This is a genomic window from Gracilibacillus timonensis (assembly GCF_900086715.1).
Lineage (GTDB): Bacteria > Bacillota > Bacilli > Bacillales > Amphibacillaceae > Gracilibacillus > Gracilibacillus timonensis.
Genome location: NZ_FLKH01000010.1, coordinates 256,708 through 272,664, shown reverse-complemented (window position 1 = coordinate 272,664; position 15,957 = coordinate 256,708). Strand labels below are relative to the sequence as shown.

At 41.2% G+C, this 15,957-nt stretch carries 16 protein-coding genes; all 16 read left to right on the top strand.

The features are described from left to right. Positions 1 to 26: 26 nt before the first annotated feature. Positions 27 to 848 carry a flagellar hook-basal body protein gene (locus BN6556_RS05235; RefSeq protein ID WP_066188063.1) on the top strand — a complete coding sequence of 274 codons (822 nt, stop codon included), beginning with the start codon at positions 27 to 29 and terminating at the stop codon, positions 846 to 848. Positions 849 to 878: 30 nt separating this feature from the next. Next, positions 879 to 1,709, top strand: coding sequence for a flagellar hook-basal body protein (locus BN6556_RS05230; protein ID WP_066188061.1), 831 nt, complete (start codon positions 879 to 881; stop codon positions 1,707 to 1,709). A 21-nt stretch (positions 1,710 to 1,730) separates the two neighbouring features. After that, positions 1,731 to 2,030: a DNA-directed RNA polymerase subunit beta gene (locus tag BN6556_RS05225; protein WP_066188060.1), complete on the top strand. Its 300-nt coding sequence runs from the start codon at positions 1,731 to 1,733 to the stop codon at positions 2,028 to 2,030. 82 nt (positions 2,031 to 2,112) lie between these two features. Beyond that, entirely contained in the window at positions 2,113 to 2,529 is a 417-nt protein-coding gene (gene fabZ / locus BN6556_RS05220; RefSeq protein WP_078059936.1) for a 3-hydroxyacyl-ACP dehydratase FabZ, read from the top strand. A 989-nt stretch (positions 2,530 to 3,518) separates the two neighbouring features. Continuing rightward, positions 3,519 to 3,899: a group-specific protein gene (locus tag BN6556_RS05215; protein WP_066188049.1), complete on the top strand. Its 381-nt coding sequence runs from the start codon at positions 3,519 to 3,521 to the stop codon at positions 3,897 to 3,899. A 7-nt stretch (positions 3,900 to 3,906) separates the two neighbouring features. Further along, positions 3,907 to 4,416 (top strand): RNA polymerase sigma factor, encoded by a 510-nt coding sequence (locus BN6556_RS05210; RefSeq protein WP_066188999.1) that lies wholly within the window; start codon positions 3,907 to 3,909, stop codon positions 4,414 to 4,416. Then, a complete protein-coding gene (locus BN6556_RS05205) occupies positions 4,403 to 4,654 on the top strand; it encodes a hypothetical protein (protein WP_066188048.1) in 252 nt (83 codons plus the stop codon). Before BN6556_RS05210 ends, BN6556_RS05205 begins: the two co-directional genes overlap by 14 nt. Before the next feature lie 150 nt (positions 4,655 to 4,804). Next, positions 4,805 to 5,035, top strand: coding sequence for a hypothetical protein (locus BN6556_RS05200; protein WP_066188046.1), 231 nt, complete (start codon positions 4,805 to 4,807; stop codon positions 5,033 to 5,035). A 193-nt stretch (positions 5,036 to 5,228) separates the two neighbouring features. Then, on the top strand, positions 5,229 to 5,489 hold the full coding sequence (locus tag BN6556_RS05195; RefSeq protein WP_066188043.1) for a hypothetical protein: 261 nt from the start codon (positions 5,229 to 5,231) through the stop codon (positions 5,487 to 5,489). Between the two features lie 480 nt (positions 5,490 to 5,969). Beyond that, positions 5,970 to 6,824 carry a TetR/AcrR family transcriptional regulator gene (locus BN6556_RS05190; RefSeq protein WP_066188042.1) on the top strand — a complete coding sequence of 285 codons (855 nt, stop codon included), beginning with the start codon at positions 5,970 to 5,972 and terminating at the stop codon, positions 6,822 to 6,824. Beyond that, entirely contained in the window at positions 6,821 to 7,678 is an 858-nt protein-coding gene (locus tag BN6556_RS05185; RefSeq protein WP_066188041.1) for an efflux RND transporter periplasmic adaptor subunit, read from the top strand. Before BN6556_RS05190 ends, BN6556_RS05185 begins: the two co-directional genes overlap by 4 nt. A gap of 2 nt (positions 7,679 to 7,680) precedes the next feature. Continuing rightward, complete coding sequence (locus tag BN6556_RS05180) at positions 7,681 to 10,773, top strand: efflux RND transporter permease subunit (RefSeq protein WP_066188039.1); 3,093 nt, start codon at positions 7,681 to 7,683, stop codon at positions 10,771 to 10,773. Positions 10,774 to 11,658: 885 nt separating this feature from the next. After that, a complete protein-coding gene (locus BN6556_RS05175; protein WP_235817465.1) occupies positions 11,659 to 12,651 on the top strand; it encodes a LacI family DNA-binding transcriptional regulator in 993 nt (330 codons plus the stop codon). Between the two features lie 203 nt (positions 12,652 to 12,854). Next, on the top strand, positions 12,855 to 14,153 hold the full coding sequence (locus BN6556_RS05170; RefSeq protein WP_066188035.1) for an ABC transporter substrate-binding protein: 1,299 nt from the start codon (positions 12,855 to 12,857) through the stop codon (positions 14,151 to 14,153). Between the two features lie 52 nt (positions 14,154 to 14,205). Beyond that, on the top strand, positions 14,206 to 15,132 hold the full coding sequence (locus BN6556_RS05165) for a carbohydrate ABC transporter permease (RefSeq protein WP_066188033.1): 927 nt from the start codon (positions 14,206 to 14,208) through the stop codon (positions 15,130 to 15,132). Between the two features lie 3 nt (positions 15,133 to 15,135). Continuing rightward, the gene (locus tag BN6556_RS05160) at positions 15,136 to 15,957 is read left to right on the top strand and encodes a carbohydrate ABC transporter permease (protein WP_066188031.1); all 822 of its coding nucleotides are present in this window, start codon (positions 15,136 to 15,138) and stop codon (positions 15,955 to 15,957) included.

The window sequence follows — 15,957 nt, the reverse complement described above, 5'->3', positions numbered from 1 at the left end:
AGGTTATTCTGAAGGGAGTAAAGGATATGCTTAGAGGTTTTTACACAGCCATTAACGGGATGATGGCACAACAAAGAAGGCAGGAAGTGCTTTCGAACAATATCACTAACGTACAAACCCCAGGATACAAACAGGATCAAACCACTTTACGTGCTTTTCCAGAGTTACTGATTAATCGCATGGAGAATCGAGATATCCCTACTTCTCAGAATACGAGTGTACCAAGCATGAATGAGATTGGTGCGCTTCACACCGGTGTTTATGTACAAGAAACGATCCCAGATTTTGTGCAAGGAAGCTTGCGTGAGACAGGAATAAGCACTGATATGGCATTGGTTCAACAGACGACACCTGACGAGTTAGGGATGGCCTTTTATACCGTACAGAACGATGAAGGGGAGATTCGTTATACTCGGAATGGTAATTTTACGGTGGATGGGGAAGGGAACCTAACCACCAATCAAGGTTATTATGTGCTTAATCAAGCAGGCGAACCAATCCAGACTGATAACCAGGCGTTTTCCGTGACACCTGAAGGACTGATAGAATTACCAGATCAAGCGATTGCTCTTGGAATAAGCTATAGCGAAAATCCCCATGACCTCGTAAAAAATGGACAGGATTTGTATGAACTAGAGGAAGGGGAGGCTTTGGGTGACGCCAGGGCAGTTGATGGACTACAGTTTCAAGTATTACAGCGTCAATTGGAGAATTCCAATGTTGACCAGACACAAACAATGACTGATATGATGCAGGCTTATCGCAGTTTTGAGGCGAATCAGAAGATCGTACAGCAATATGACAGAAGTCTCGATATGGCAGTCAACGATATTGCACGACTTGGCTAATGAGGATGTTCAAGAAGGGGTTCGATATACATGTCAAGAATGACTTTACAAGCAGCTGTTGCGATGGGACAACTGCAGCAACAGCTAGACAATATCAGCAATAACATTGCCAACTCTAATACGACTGGATATAAGCAACGCAATGCGAATTTTTCGTCGTTACTTGCGCAACAGTTCAATACCGAACCAGACCCATTGAATCAAGCCGGTCGACAAACGCCAGAAGGCTTTAGATTGGGAGCAGGTTCACGGCTGGGGCACACGAATTTCCAGTTTAGTCCAGGTTCGTTGCAAACAACAGACCGTAATCTGGATGTTGCTTTACAAGAGGATCATCAATTTTTTCAAGTGCGTGCTGTTGAAAATGGACAGGAAGAAGTCCAGTATACAAGGGCGGGAAACTTTTATTTATCACCTGTAGCCGATGAACAGTTGATGCTGGTCACCGCAGAAGGTCAGCCAGTGCTTGGTGCTAATCAAGAGCCGATTGTATTGGCCAATGACATGGATGATCTTAAAATAGAGGCAAATGGTGAAATCAATGTTACTCGAAATAGCGTGCAAAATGTGGAAGGACAATTAGGAGTCATAGCAGTGGACCGTCCTAGGCTGTTAGAGGCATCTGGTTCCAATCAATTTCGTTTATCAGAAGACACCCTAGAAAACTACCCAATCGACGAAGTTATAAATGAAGTAGCAGCGAATCAGATGAACTTACAAAATGGTGCATTAGAAAGTTCTAATGTAGATATTGCTAAGCAAACGACAGATATGCTGGAATCACAGCGGGCATATCAATTCAATGCAAGAACTATCTCGATGCACGATCAGATGAATGGTTTGATTAATCAATTGAGATAAGCTAGTAAGGAGCCATCATGTATGACACAGGAAAAACAAGCGAAAGAAAACAGCAGGAGTCAAAAGAAACAAAAAGAAAAACAGCAGGATAAGCAACAGAAAGAAAAACAGCAAGATAAGAAGCAACGAAAGAAACAAAAAAAATATGTACGCCGACTGATACCAGTCTGGGCAAAATTCCTCCTCATTGTTATTTTGAGCTTATTTGCCCTGTTGATTGGTCTAATGATAGGCTTCAGTATACTTGGAGACGGAAATCCCTTAGATGTACTGAAATGGGAGACATGGCAGCACATTATTGATTTTGTAAAAGTGGACTAGGCTACGTAGCTGCTTGTCTGTCACGTTTTAAACATTCAAGCCGTTGTAGTAGTATTAAATAACTTGGAAAGGAGCTGACATAATGGATATAGAAGAAATTAAAGCAACGATTCCGCATCGCTATCCTTTTTTATTAGTGGATGTCATTACGGAACAAGAGGAACAACGAATCACAGGAAAAAAGAACGTAACCATTAATGAACCTTTTTTCCAAGGACATTTTCCCGATTACCCAGTGATGCCTGGGGTATTAATTGTGGAAGCATTGGCGCAGGTTGGTGCTGTCGCTATTTTGAATAAAGAAGAGAACAAGGGCAAAATCGGTTTTCTTGCAGGGATCGATAAGTGCCGTTTCAAACGCCAAGTGAAACCAGGTGATCAGCTTCACCTTGAGGTAGAAATTATTCGTATCAAAGGACCAATTGGTAAAGGAAAGGCAACCGCAACCGTAGATGGGGAATTAGCTTGTGAAGCAGAAATCACCTTTGCTGTAAAATAAATAAAAGATGGAAAGCCTAGAGATATTTTCTCTAGGTTTTTTATTAGCTAGGAAAGTATATAAACCTTGGTATAATAGGAATTGATAGGATTAAAAAAAGAAAAACGACCAATATCATTATATCGCATAACATCAAAGCAACACCTTTGACCAGAGTACCGATAAGATGGATTATGTAAAGTAGCCCACTTTCCTTAGTGATGAGTTTGATCGTTTTATCTGTGCGAAACAAGCGCTCCGGGAATAGGCTACGCTTTCCATGGGGCCGGCTTCAGCTAACTAAAAAGAAGAGCACTTTTTAGTGGATCTTCAGCTCGTCCTGCGATGCACAGGACGTGCAAGTGCAGGCGTTGCAACAGGACGTTGCGATTTTAGCCTGTAAACCACCACCTATTCCCTCCGCTAAGGTACAGTACAACAATGATTACTACTGCAAGGATGAAGTGTTATCGATACTGGGAGGATTTCCTATTATGAAAAGGAAAATAACTAACTGTCTGGCATGGTTCAAACGTCTATGTTGAAATGCATTTTGTTCCTTGTCTTTTTTAAAAATCAGGCATATCAATTGGCTTTAGAATCCATAGTACCCTCCTGCTATTTCTTGCAAGAAGTGTAGAACGATTACTTAGCGGAAGCCAACCACGTAGACTCCTGCAGGAACAGCACGAGCTGAAGATCCACTTGGAAAAGTGCTTTTCTTTTTCAAGTTAGCTGAAGCCGTGCCTGCGGAAAGCGAAGTGGTTGGCTGGAGCGTTGTCACGCACACACAATCTCTCAAAATAATGACATAGCTACTTTACATAATCCATCTTATCGGTAGTTTCGTATCTACTTTTCATTAGTTATAAAGATAAGAGCGGGCTTTGCTCCGTTTTTTTATCAAAAAATGAACTTTTGATCCTCCCCATTTGTATAGTAAGTAACTAAAGAAAAAAGGAAGGAGAGTAAGATGACACTATACATATATCATAGATAGGAGGAGTCAGATGGGAACAGGAATTATTATTTCTTTTATCGTATCAGGAATCTGGCTGCTGTTGATTTTGGCAATTATGATTCCCTTTCATCGCAAACATGTGATCAAAGAGAATGGTAAGATAAATTATAAAAAAACAACCGTTTACCTGCGTTGGAATGTATTCGATACGTTGACAATGGTCTTAGCGGTTTATACCGTTCTATGTGCTCAAATTTTATTTTTCCTGCTGGCAGATGGGGAAACGGGAAATAACAACTGGGTGCAATTCTTTTCCAATCAAACACAGGGCTGGGTTCTTATCTGTATCATTTACCTAGTTTCCCGTGTTTCCCTTACGATTAAATCGGCAAAAGCTCATCTAGAGGACTTAACAGATGAAGAGCAATGAAGAATGGATGAGGGTCTATCAAGATGGAGATGACACGGGACTTATCGAACTGTACGAGAGACTACATGAACCACTCTATTGCTTCCTATATCGGTATACACACGAAGAACAATTGAGTGTAGATATCGTGCATGATACTTTTGAACGGTTGCAAAAGCATAAACAAGCTTTTGACCATGATAAGGGTACCGTCAAATCCTATCTATTTCAGGTGGCTTATCGTTTATTAATCAATAAACTAAACAGGAGAAAGAAGTGGTTATCTTTGCTTCCTTTTCTTGTGCCTATACCGAATAAAGAAATGGATGTAGACGAAAAAATCTTGATTCAACAGTCTATAGCTGAACTGCCAGATAAACAAAGGGCGGTGATTTTATTGGTATATTATGAGGATCTTCCACAGAAAGAAGTCGCACAGATATTGAACATTCCAGAAGGTACCGTAAAATCGAGATTACATCAAGCCATACAGAGCTTGAAAGAGGGCATAGAGGAGGAGTATCGTGTGGAAAGATGAATTTAAAAAGGAAGACAAACTAAAGCATGCATTGGATCAGTATCATGTTACGGTGCCGAGAGATAAACTAGCTAAGAAAATCACGCCATGGCAACGATTGATTCAGTACTTGGGATCGCCAGCGCAAGATCCATTTGAGAAAGCAACGGAAACAACGAAAGGTTTACATTTAACGAAGGTTATTCCTTTGGGGGTGGCTCTAGTTATCAGTATTATTCAGTTATTGATTTTTGCGTAATTCCTTGCTAACAGAGAAAAGTTAGAGAAAGAACGTTAGCTATTTGATGTTTATGATAACCATTTTAAATGATGTATATCACAAAGAATTTTCTCAATAAGTAATATTATAGAACGATTAAAAAACTAAATGAAAGGGATGAGTTATTCTATGTTATGGATTATTAGTCAGGATAAACAAAGCCTCATCAATCCAAAAGAGGTTACAGTAAACAAGAAAAAAATAAAGGGTATTGTCGGTACGAAGGTTAGATATGACTGGAGCAAAGATTTGGGGAAGTATGAAACAGAAGCTAGAACTTTAGAAGTTCTGCATGAAATATTTATGAAAATCGAAGAAAGTAATGGTGCTTCTGTTACATTCGCTATGCCTGAAAAATAAGTGCTTAGCTAATAGTAGTTTGAAAAAAAGATCCTCTAAAGACTATACCTGAATGGTTCCTATTTCTGTTAGGTGAGAACCAATCAACGAATAGCTGGTTTTTGACTGTCTTGATAAAAAAGTGAGGTATGAAGCATATTTCTAGCTAGAGTGGTTATGCTACCTATCGAAGTAACAAAAAGGAGGCCATAACATGAAATCTAGCTATTTCAAATATCTTGCTGCGTTCCTTGTTTCTGTTGGATTGCTCGTGGGTTGTGCTACCAATGATAATGAAGAACAGCCTGCAGAGGAAGAAGTGCCGATGGAAGAAGCTCCTGCAGATGAGACAAACCCCAATGACGATAATCCGGTAGATGAAGACATGGAAGGCGATGCGCAAGATCGTTTAGATGAAACAGAACAAGAAGTAGAAGAGAACACGACGGAAGAGCAAAAACAAGAAGAAGAATAACGAAGAAAAGACCAATTCAGTAATAATAGGGATTGGTCTTTTTACATGGTGCAATATTAAGGCATGGAGGCAATCCGGCTTTGTACAATAAAATGATTCACATGATCCGCTCTCCACTAAATTCCCATCCCAATGTTATTATCACTTGTTTTTCTAAGCCTTAAGTCTTACTCCAAAATATATCCCCAGACCGTTTGCTGGAAAGTCATCCTTTAGTAAGCTGTATAAAGTGAGACTGTTATTCAAAAGTCATCTGATTTCTTTCTCTTGTCGTAATAACATCAGTACAAAGAGAAGGGGACTTTACTGAATCAGTAGTCAGCCTTTTTAACAATTAAACTTTTTCCCCCAAATTATAAAGCCTTATCCATTGAAAAATAGTGATTAACATGGTAAATTAACATAGTGACTGACTGGTCATCCATGAAAAAATGAAACCAATCGAATGGATAAGACGTATAAAAAAGGAGCTGCTGGCTGGTGGATAGTAAGAAGGAACGTATTATACAAGAAAGTGTAAAGTTATTCTCAGAGAAAGGGTTTCATGCTACTTCCATTCAAGAGATTGCCTCCAGAAGCGATGTTTCCAAAGGTGCCTTCTATTTACACTTTGTTTCCAAAGATGACTTATTGGTGGACATCTTCAAATATTATACCGATATGTTGATGGGGAAAATAGGAGAAATAAAACAGACAGCCGATGATCCTAGCAAGCAATTCGCGCAGCAAATAGAAGTATTTTTGCAAATTTTCAATGAGCATCGAGAATATATTTTGATTCAAATTCGTAATCAAGTTCATCTTGGTGATAAAATGGATCAATTAATCTTCAATTTGCACAAGGAAAGTTTTGAATGGATGCGGGAACAGTTATTTCTCATTTATGGTGAACAGATTACGCCTTATATTGTGGATATAGCGATTCAATTAGAAGGCATGATGAGCAGCTATATGCAGTGGAGTGTCTTGCATGACATCACCTTTGTTCCCTCGCGATTAGCGGATTACATAGTGAATCAAATCGATTGTCTAGTCCGACAAGTGATAACAGGGGCAGAGAAGCCGATTTTCTGTTTGGAAGATCTCTCAAGATTTTACGTCGAAGAGACGCAGGGTGCATCGCAAATTATCGAAGAAATGAAACAAATGATGAAAAAAACCAGTAGTAAGGAGAAACAACAGATGGAAGAAGCCCTCCAAGCGTTAGAGGAGGAAATAGAAAAGCAAGAACCAAGGCAAATCATTATTCAAAGTATGCTTGCCCATTTAGAGTCTTATCCATCCTTCTATACTGCTGTTCAAAAATTAAAGAAAACGAGAGGGGACATGAAATGAAACGATTATTAGCTGTGTTCGTTATGATCACAATAGCGCTAGTGGCTTGTTCACAAGAGCCAGAAGAGCAAGAAGAAACAGAAGTAGTAGTACCAGTTGAAACAGATGAGGTGACACAAGGAGATTTGATGGCCGATCGCGTTTTTTATGGTCGGGCGATGCCGGATCAGACCATTCCTGTGATGCCTCCAGGAGCTGGTGAAGTGGATGAATTAAACGTTGAAAATGGAGATGAAGTAGAAGAAGGGGATGACCTTGCTACCATCACTACACAGCAAGGTAATGTTACGTTGGAGGCCCCGGCTGATGGTACAGTATCTCAGTTAGAGGCGCAAGAAGGATCGGTTATTTCCGATCAAGATCCTTTTGCAACGGTAATTGATTTAGATCAGTTGACGATTCAATTGGAGATGCCAGATAATCAATTGGATTTGTTTGAAACAGGGCAGGAAGTCAACGTATCCCTCACCAACGCTGATGATGAAGAAGGTGTGGCGGAAGTCACTTCGATTGGCAATACGGCAGGTGAATCCGGGTTATTCACTGTTGATCTAACGTTTGATAATACAGATACGAATCATCGAGCAGGTACAGTAACCAAAGTGGTTGTGGAAGAAAATATCCTACAAGATAGTTTAATTATTCCGACCGCTGCCTTAGTAGAAGAAGATGACGAAACATTTGTTTATATAGTGGATAATGATACGGCGAAGCAAGTGGATGTAACCGTACAAGAAACGCACTCCAATCAAACAGCGATTGAGGCGGATCTAAGCGAAGGAGATCAAATTATTGTAAGTGGTCAATTAACCCTTGCAGATGGTAACCAAATTAGTATTGTAGAGGAGGATTGATCATGAAGCTTATTAAAACATCCGTAAAACGGCCAGTTGGCGTTATCATGATTGTCCTCGCTATCATTGCCATGGGTGTGATATCGGTTCGAAATGTAGCCATTGACTTGTTTCCAGAGATCGATTTACCGATTGCTGTTGTTGCCACCAATTATCAGGACGCAGCACCACAAGAGGTAGAACAATTGGTGTCAGAACCGTTAGAAGGAAGTCTGAGTTCCATTGAAGGGGTAAATACGATTCAATCTCAGTCACAATCAGGCTCATCCTTGGTTATTTTGATGTTTGAGAATGGAACCAACCTTGATAATGCCTTGCTCGATGTTAGGGAAAGCGTCGACCAGGTGAAGGGTATGCTGCCAGAAGGGGCAGATGACCCTAGTGTTCTCCGTTTTAACCCAAATCAAATGCCGATTATGTGGGTCGGTTTAACCGGTGCGGACACAACTACCCTTCAATCCGTAGCAGAAAATACAGTACAGCCTTATTTTGAACGACAAGGCGGCGTTGCTTCTGTTGGTATTGAAGGTGGAGAAGAACGAGTGATTGATCTAGAATTAGACCGTGCTGCTTTAGATCAATATGGCATAACGACGCAAATGGTGCAACAAGGTCTGCAAGGTGCTAATCAGTCAGGCTCTGCCGGCACCATTCAAAAAGGGGATCAGGATTTACAATTGCGTGTCGATGGCACGTTTACCTCTGTTGATGATATTGCGAATACGATTATTCAATCCCCACAAGGCGGTCAGGTGAAAATCTCTGATATTGCCAATGTGAATGATACCTTGCAACAGAATGGAACGACCTTGGTTAATAATGAGACATCGGTCGTACTAAACATTTTGAAGCAATCTGATGGCAATACCGTTGATGTATCTGACAACATTCTGGGTTCAATCGATAATTTGAATGAGGAATTGCCAGAGGGTGTGGAGTTACAAGTAGTTGTCGATACCTCTGAGTTTATTAAACAGTCGGTCGACTCGGTGATTCAAAATATGATTTTCGGTGGAATTTTTGCTTTATTGGTATTGCTCTTATTCTTTAAGAGTATTCGAGCTACCTTTGTTATTGGATTGTCGATCCCTATTGCGATTGTCTCCACCTTTGTGCTGCTTTACTTCACAGGAGAAACGCTGAATGTCTTAACGATGGGCGGTCTGGCCCTCGGAATTGGGATGATGGTCGACAGTTCGATTGTTATTTTGGAAAATATAGTGAGTTACCGACAGCAGGGTTATAAATTGAAAGAAGCAGCGGTGAAAGGGGCCTCGGAATTAGCACCTGCCGTGATTGCTTCCACCACAACAACATTGGTCGTCTTTTTACCAATTGTGTTTGTCGATGGGATTGCTTCTGAATTATTTACACCGTTAGCCTTAACGGTAGCCTTCTCGCTGATTGCCTCGTTAGTTGTTGCGGTAACCTTGGTGCCGATGTTATCTTCCAAGCTGCTTACGAGGATTACGGACGAAAAAAATCGCCGTTATTGGTTCAATCGCTTCTTGCAAAAAGTGATTAACTTCTACCAGCGAGTACTGGAAAAAGCGTTGAAATTCCGTAAGACAACAATAGCTCTCACGCTTGTGGCGATTATCGGAAGTATTTCCTTGACACCATTGATGGGTGCTGCATTTATCCCAGAAGGGGATCAGGGGCAGTTATCGATTACCGTAGAAACACCAACGGGAACCAATGAGGAAAAACGCTTGGATATTACCGAAGAAGTGAATGAAAAGCTATCAGGATATGATGATGTCATTGATGTCAGCTATGTAACAGTTGGCAGTGGAAATCCTGAAGAAGCTCTGATGGGAGGTGGTGGCGCTGCGACCTATCAGATCCAACTTGTGCCACCGGAAGAGCGAGAGCAAACAACGAGCGATGTAGTGGCGGAATTAGATGAGGAACTAGCTGCCATTGCTGGCGCTGAGATTTCCGTCGACGATGTTAGCTCTGGTGCTGCCGGATTAGGAGATCCGATTCAGATTCAAATCTCTGGACCTGAAACAGAAGTATTGCAAGAATTGTCGGACCAAGCCCTGCATATTTTAGAGGATGTGGAAGGGGTACACAATCCAACCTCGTCCTTGTCTGATACGCAATCAGAAATGGAAGTGCAGGTAGATCGAGATATGGCTGCTCAATATGGATTGACTTATCAGGAAGTGATGAGCCAAGTACAATTATCATTCACTGGTCAAACGGTCATGCAGTATCGTGAAGATGGTGAGGAAATGAATGTACGACTGATGTACCCAGAAGACGAACGTACAACCATTAATGACCTGGAGAATATTACAATTCAAAATCAGCAAGGTACTCAAGTGCCGTTAACAACGATCGCCGATTTTGAACAGGTGCAGAGTGCAGCGACTATCACTAGACAAAATCAACAGCGTCAGGTAAATATCTCTTCCGGCATTTCGGGTAGTGATTTAGGTACCGTTTCGCAGGAAGTAGATAACGCCTTAAGCTCCTTGAACTGGCCAGATGATTATGATTACTCCATTGGTGGTCAGGCTGAGGATATGGTGGATGCCTTTGTCGATTTAGGCTTGGCCTTGCTGCTGTCGATTTTCTTAGTATATGCCGTTATGGCTGTGCAATTTGAGAACTTCTTGCATCCATTTATTATCATGTTCTCGATGCCATCAGCTATTGTAGGTGTACTTGGCGGCTTATTTATCACTGGTCAACCATTGTCCGTAACGGCATTGATTGGGGTGATTATGCTCGCCGGCATTGTCGTCAATAATGGGATTATCCTGGTTGACTATATCAATATCCTCCGTGATCGAGGGGTGGATCGTCATGAAGCCATTGTTGAAGCAGGCAAATCAAGGCTGCGTCCGATTCTGATGACAACATTAACCACGATTCTCGCTATGATTCCATTAGGACTTGGTTATGGAGAAGGGGCAGAGATGCAACAGCCAATGGCTATTACCGTTATTTTTGGTTTAGCTACATCGAGTATCTTTACCCTTGTATTGATTCCAGTCGTATACACTTACTTCGATAATTTATCAGAACGAGTGAAAGGCTGGTTTACGAAAAGAAGAAAAAAAACAGTAGATAATGAAGGCTGATTGATGAATAAAACCCGTGGCGCATGCATGCTGCGGGTTTTGTTTTAAGTTAAGAAAGTTTTTTTAAAAGATAAGAAAGTACAGAATTCTGAGTATGATAGGATGTGGACAGATTTTGATCTTGAACGAATGGTGGTACCGATAAGATAGATTATGTTAAGTAGTCCACTTTCCTTAGTGGTGAGTTTGATCGTTTTATCTGTGCAAAGCAAGCGCTCCGGGAATAGGTTCCGCTTTCCATGGGGCCGGCTTCAGCTAACTAAAAAGAAGAGCACTTTTTAGTGGATCTTCAGCTCGTCCTGGTCCCATAGGAGTCTACACCTATTCCCTCCGCTAGATAAACATACAACAATGGTTGTTACTGCAAGGATGAAGCGTTCTAGGTACCTAGACACTGTTGTAGCAAAAGGAAAAAATCGTCAACTGATTCTTCAGCTGTGTAATGGATCATGCTACAAAATGGCTCCTTCATTTTATAAAAGTCATAATGTATGATCGAACCGTTCTCAGAAAAGGTATGCAGTTTACTTATTGGCAGAAATATAGTGTCTGGAACACTTCATCTTCGCAGCCATTCGATTGTAGTGCTACTACCCAGCGGAACCTATTTCCGGAGCGCTGTCTAGCACTGACAAACAATCAACTTTACTACATGGAATAATGGAACTAGATACTTAACATAATCTATCTTATCGGCAGTTCGGTGACTTCTTTGAGTGGTCGGTAAAGATTTATCGGTCTCTAGTTGACAGGATAACGGCATTTATCCATGGTTGTTACATAAAAAATTTAAATCATTATTTGACAAATTTCATGAAAGTGATTACACTACAGTTAAACGTTTAATTTTTAAGTTGTGTACATGGAGGTGAGGCTTGTTTGAACGTGACGTTGAAAGAAGTAAGTAAACATTGCGGGCTGTCTACGGCCACTGTGTCTCATGTGATACATGGCACCAAGCCCGTCAAGAAAGAAACGAAAGAACGAGTATTGCGCTCGGTGGAAGAGTTAGGATATATACCGCATGAATCAGCCCGCCAGCTAAAGGCAGGATCCAGTCGTCTGATCGGCGTTTTGACCATTGGCTATAACCAATTTTTCACTAATATTCTCCGAGGCATTCAAGAACAGGCGGAGGCATTAGGTTGGAAGATTATTGTAGGTAGTACCGATGAAGATTTACAGGCACAGCAATCTTTCCTTGATTCCTTGATGCAAAAAAGGGTAGAAGGCATCATTATGGCACCTACAAAAGGCTGGACAAAGGAAAAGCTAGGCAGATACATGAAGCATACCGCAATGGTCTTCATCGACCGAAAAATATCAGGTTTAGAAGATTATGTAGTTGCTACGAATAACCTGCAAGTTTCTCAAACCGTAGTGGAACATCTGATTCACCAACATGCCTACCGTGAGATAGGTCTGATTTATGCAGATACGAAGGTCTCCTCGATGGAAGAGCGGAAACAAGGTTATATCAAGGCTATGAATCATGCAGGTTTATCAGTGAAAGGTTACTTGATGGCTCAAGCAGATGGAAGTATTCAAAGCGGACAACAAGCCATGAAACAGTTGCTAGAAGAGCATCCCAAGCTGGAAGCGGTTTATATAGCTAACAATAAATTATTGTTAGGAGCCTATCGAGAATTAAAAATAAGACAGATGAAAATCCCAGACGAACTGGCAATTATCGGATTTGATGTTGAGCCTTGGATGGAATTTCTTCATCCTGCCATTTCGATTGTAGAACAACCTGTTGAAGACATGGGAAAACATGCTATGCAAAAATTGATTGATGTAAAAAACAACAAAGTGACACTTAGTGAGGATTTAAACAACCAGTTTATCATTGCCGAAACATGTGGCTGTCGAGAATAGTGGATAAGAGACAGTTGAGAAAAGCAAAGGGAGCATCAAGCCCCTTGTTTTTCTACACTTAAAAGTTAAACGTTTACCTTTTGTCAGGAGGGAATGTATAAAGTCGTTATATATCACGAACAATAGAGTTGAGTGGTGAAAGCTACACACGAAAAGGAGAAAACGACAGTTAAGCATTTGCCAAAGTAAAGGAGTGGGAGACAATGAAGAAGATTATCTGGATGGCGAGTTTGTTTCTTTTTCTATTGATACTGGGGTGTAGTCAGGATGACAATGGTGCATCTAACCAAGATATTAGTGAGCCAGTAGATTATTCGAATCCAGAAGGTAAAATCGTCTGGTCAAGCGGGAGCTTATCTGGTCTTGGTTTGCGACAGGAATTAATAGAAGGGTTTGAAGAGAAGTATCCGAATGTAGAAGTAGAATTACAAGAGGCTCCTTCTACCACGAATCAGTCGCAAACTTATTACACGACAACGATTGGCGGACAAAGCGAAAAACCGGATATCTACAGTGGCGATTCCAATTGGCCGGCACAATTCGGCAATGCCAATATTGCTTTAGATTTGTCAGAGATCATGCCGGATGAATTTTGGGATCGTTTTCCGGATACCTTAGTCGACTCTGTTACCTACGAAGGTGGAATTTACGGTGCACCATTCTACGATAACATTGGTGTGCTTTATTATCGCAAGGACATCTTAGAAGAGGAAGGCCTTGAGGTGCCTAGCACATGGGAAGAGTTGCAGGACATGTCGATTGAACTGAAAGAAAAAGGGTTAGTAGACTATGGTTTTGTTTGGCAAGGCGCCTCGTATGAAGGGCTTACTACCAATTTTCTAGAATATTTACATGCCGCTAATGGTGAGGTATTAGACGAGAACGAAGAAGTGAATATCAACACCCGAGAAACGGAAAAAGCCTTATCATTTATGCAAGAATTGGTGAATGGCGGGGCAACACCAAGTGCAGTAGCTACCTTCCATGAAGATGAGGCAACTACGACCTTTAGTTCAGGCTCTGCTGCCTTTTTGCGAAATTGGATGAGCTATTATGGTCAGTTGAAAGATCCGGAAATGTCGGCAATGAGTGAGAATATCGGAATTTCTGCCTTGCCTGCCTTTGAGGGAGGAGAGCGACATACGACGCAATCCGGTTGGAACGTCTTTATCAATCCAAACACACAGAATTTAGAGGCATCCTTGGCTTTTATGGATTATCTAACCGGTGAGGAAGCTCAGCGGATCATGTTAGAAGGACACGATATGATCCCAACAAATACGGCGGTCACGGAAGATCCAGAACTGATTGACGAGTACGAAATATTAGAAATCTATCAGGAGGCTATTACTACACCAAGGCCAAAGACACCTAATTACAATGCCTTATCTGAAGGGATTTACATGAACGTTAACGAAATGATCGTGGAAAATAATGACGTACAGGATATCTTAGATACAATGGAAGATCAGATGAAGTCGGCTAACGATTCCGGACTATAAGAGGTCCAGCACTATAAAAAAACAGTAAGAAATAGAGGAGTGAGGTGCAGGTATGTCAAAACGAACAAATGGGTCTAACCGTTCTTTGCGAGAGTCTTGGAGACTGAATCGCCCGGGGTATTTAATGGTACTGCCAACCGTTCTGGCACTTGCTGTTATTATGTTCTATCCGATTTTCTACACATTGCGGATGAGTTTAAGCGATGTGGGAATTTCGAGTGATGGTTATACGTTTGATTTTGTTGGGTTACAACATTACATCAATATTTTTACCAATTCGGTTTATTGGGATAGTTTATGGTTCACCTTTTATTTTGCCTTTGTAACGGTAGCAGTGGAGATTGTGCTTGGTTTATTGATTGCCTTAGCGATCAACAAAGTAAAACGATTATTGAATGTATCACTAGTAATCATGTTGATTCCATGGGCATTGATCACCGTGGTTTCAGGACAGATGTGGGCTTATATCTATAATGCGGTGTATGGGGTATTAAATTATCTCCTGGAAGCCGTGCATGTAATCGATTCACCAGTCGCATGGCTGGCAACTCCAGATACGGCTGTTATCAGTATGATGGCCGCTGAAATTTGGAAAACGACGCCTTTTGTTGTGATTATTTTATTAGCTGGTTTACAGATGGTGCCGAAAGATCAGTATGAAGCAGCGGCAATGGATGGTGCCAATCGTTGGCAGACATTTTGGAAGATTACCTTACCAGCGATCAAAGGAAGTATTGCAGTATCGGTCATTTTCCGTTTATTACAGGCGTTTGGGGTATTTGATTTGCCGTTTGTATTAACGGGCGGGGGACCAGGTAATGCAACACAGCCTGTCGCGATGCTGGCCCAAAAGTCTCTATTTCAGAATTTGAATTTTGGATTAGGTTCAGCGATTTCTGTGAGTGTAGTGTTTTTCATTATCATGCTTTCGATCACCTTTTATCCGCTGATTCGATCCGTTGTGAAAGGAGAGTCATAACTTATGCGTTTATCAAAAGTAGGTCGTTACCTAGTTTTAATAGCGTTTCTTATTCTCATTATTTCGCCGTTCTATTGGATCGTGATTACCTCCTTTAAGCCAGGCTCTGAATTAGGAGATTATCCACCAGGATTTTTGCCGGAAACGTGGACATTAGAACATTATCGGGAGGCGATAGTGGATCATGGCTTCTTAACCAATATGTTTAACAGTATGGTTGTATCTATTTCGGCAACGATTATTGTCTTGATCTTTTCTAGTATGGCTGCCTTTGCAATTGCCAAACTGCCATTGCCGAATAAATACCCAATGATGGTGGGCTTGCTTATTCTATCCATGTTTCCACCGGTTACGGTTGCACCAGCGATTTATATTATGTTGAATAATATGGGGCTGTTAAATACGTACACCGGTCTGGTGATCCCGTATATTGCCTTTAACCTGCCATTTGCCGTTTGGTTGTTACGGAATTACTTTGCACAAATCCCGACCGAGTTGCTAGAAAGTGCTCGGGTAGATGGGGCAAGTACGTTTTATACCTTTTACAAAATCTATTTACCGTTAGTCAAGCCAGGTCTTTTTACAGCCGCAATCTTTACGTACATTGCGACATGGATTGAGTTTTTCTTGGCGCTGATTATCAATTCGGATCCATCGATGAGGACGGTATCTGTAGGGATCGCATTGTTTAGTGGTCCATACTCGATTCCATATGGCACGATTTTTGCAGGCTCCATCATTGCGATGTTGCCAATCGTTATCCTGACAATCATTTTCCGTAAGGGGATTATCTCTGGTCTTACAGGAGGAGCGATTAAAGGTTAG